Here is a 2,596-nt window from a genome sequence, read left to right on the forward strand (position 1 = left end):
GAATCTCAAGCGAATAATCAAAAGATCAAAAGATCGCAGGCTTCGCCAGCTCCTACAAAGCCGAACGAGCATAATCCCCTCACCACAGGACATTAGCAGTGCATTTGTCCTACTGCCACGCTAGCCCCGTTCCCACATGTCAGCTAGCATCGCAGTTTTGCCAGGACAGCCGACCATGAAGATCGTCTCCTTCAACATCAACGGCCTGCGAGCCCGTCCCCATCAGTTGGCGGCACTGATCGACAAGCACCAGCCGGACGTGATCGGGTTGCAGGAAACCAAGGTCCACGACGAACAGTTCCCGCTGGCCGAGGTGCAAGCCTTGGGCTACCACGTGCATTACCACGGGCAGAAAGGCCACTACGGTGTCGCCCTCCTCTCGCGCCAAGCGCCGCTGACCCTGCACAAAGGCTTCGAGACCGACGACGAAGATGCGCAGCGGCGTTTCATCTGGGGCACGTTTGCCGATGCCAACGGTGTGCCGGTGACCATCATGAACGGCTATTTCCCCCAAGGTGAAAGCCGCGACCACCCCACCAAGTTCCCGGCCAAGGAGCGCTTCTACAGCGACCTCCAGCAATTGCTGGAAACCCGCTTCAGCAATGACCAGCCGGTTGTGGTCATGGGCGACGTGAACATCTCGCCAGAAGATTGCGACATCGGCATCGGCCCGGACAATATGAAGCGCTGGCTGAAGACCGGTAAATGCAGCTTCCTGCCGGAAGAACGCGAGTGGATGGCGCGCCTGAAGAATTGGGGCCTGGTGGACAGCTTCCGCCACTTGAATCCGGACGTCACCGACCGCTTCAGCTGGTTCGACTACCGCAGCCGCGGTTTCGAAGACGAACCCAAGCGCGGCCTGCGCATCGACCTGATCATGGCCTCCCACGGCCTGTTGCCACGGGTCAAGGACGCCGGCGTGGATTATGAACTGCGGGGCATGGAAAAACCGTCGGACCATGCGCCGATCTGGTTGGAACTGAGCTGAGTCCCAGCCTTCAGATTCTCTGTAAGAGATCCCTGTGGGAGCGAGCTTGCTCGCGATGACGGCAGCACAGTCAGTATTGATGTGGCAGATAAACCGCTATCGCGAGCAAGCTCGCTCCCACACTTGATCGCGCCGGTCATTCGTTTTTCGTCGCACCCCTGTCATCTTTCAGTAACCCGACTGACTTAATCTTCCGGCACTTCCCAAGGTCAGAAGGTGGCCGGCATGCGGCTGTGCGTTGTATTTTTTCTCGGCTTCTGGCTGCCATGCGTGGCATGGGCCGACCGTTTGCCCATTCCTGACCACGGCCCTGCCCTGCGCGTGCAAGGCTCCAATACCATCGGCGCGGCGTTGGGACCGGCCCTGGTCAGGGGCTTGATGGAAGAACAGGGATTGCTCAAGGTCAGCACCGAAATCACCGGCCATGACAACGAACAGCGCATCGTCGGGCAGACCGCCGATGGACAACGCGTGGAAGTCGACATCGCCGCCCACGGCTCCAGCACCGGATTCACCGCCCTCAAGCAAGCCAACGCCGACCTGGCCGCCTCTTCCCGACCAATCAAGGAAAGCGAACTTAAGGACCTGGCGGCCCTCGGCGATCTGAAAAGCCCGACATCCGAACAGGTCATCGCCATCGACGGCCTGGCGATTATTCTTCACCCACAAAACCCATTACGGCAGCTCGACACCGTGCAACTGGCACGCATCTTCAGCGGCGAGGCAAAAACCTGGGAAGCCGTGGGTGGCACTGGCGGGCCGATTCATGTGTATGCCCGGGACGAGCAGTCCGGCACCTATGACACCTTCAAGGAATTGGTACTCAACCGACAGGGAAAAAAGCTCGATCCTACGGCCAGGCGCTTCGAATCCAGCGAACAATTGTCGGACGCTGTCAGCCAGGACCCACAAGGCATCGGTTTCATCGGCTTGCCCTACGTGCGCCAGGCGAAACCTCTGGCAATTGTCGCCGGCGATTCCCAACCCATGTTGCCGCTGAACAACCTGATCGCCACCGAGGACTACCCCCTGTCCCGGCGTTTGTTCTTTTATTTACCGCCCTTGCAGACCAATCCGTGGGCCGATGCGCTGGTGGCATTCACCCAAAGCGAACAGGGCCAGGCCATCGTCGCGGCCAACGGCTTCATCGCCCAGACCGTCCAGGCCATGTCTGTTACCCCCAACGCCTTGATGCCCGAGGGTTATCAGGCCCTAAGCCGTCATGCCCAGCGCCTGACCGTGAATTTTCGTTTCGAAGAAGGCAGCGCCAATCTCGACAACAAGGCCCATCAAGACCTCGGTCGCGTGCTCGACTACATCAAGCAGCATGGCAAAGCCGATCGGCGCGTGACCCTGGTGGGTTTCGGTGACGCCAAGGACGATCCAGCGCGCGCCGACCTGCTGTCCAAACTGCGGGCGATGGCGGTGCGGCGTGAACTGGTCAAATCCGGGGTGGCGTTGCGTGAAATACGCGGGTTCGGCGCGTTGATGCCGGTGGCGGCCAACAGTGAGGATGAAGGACGTGTTCGCAATCGGCGGGTGGAGGTTTGGGTTTACTGAACGCCACAAGCAGCGCAACACAACTCCCGTGGCGAGGGAGCTTGCTCC

General features: G+C 59.9%; 2 protein-coding genes. Both read left to right on the forward strand.

All coding sequences use genetic code 11. From position 1 onward, the window contains the following. Positions 1 to 175 precede the first annotated feature (175 nt). Complete coding sequence (gene xthA, locus OC610_RS25315; RefSeq protein ID WP_264431763.1) at positions 176 to 988, forward strand: exodeoxyribonuclease III; 813 nt, start codon at positions 176 to 178, stop codon at positions 986 to 988. Positions 989 to 1,213: 225 nt separating this feature from the next. Next, entirely contained in the window at positions 1,214 to 2,548 is a 1,335-nt protein-coding gene (locus OC610_RS25320; RefSeq protein ID WP_264431765.1) for a phosphate ABC transporter substrate-binding/OmpA family protein, read from the forward strand. Positions 2,549 to 2,596 lie beyond the last annotated feature (48 nt).

Source organism: Pseudomonas agronomica, from assembly GCF_025917275.1.
Taxonomy (GTDB): Bacteria; Pseudomonadota; Gammaproteobacteria; order Pseudomonadales; family Pseudomonadaceae; genus Aquipseudomonas; species Aquipseudomonas agronomica.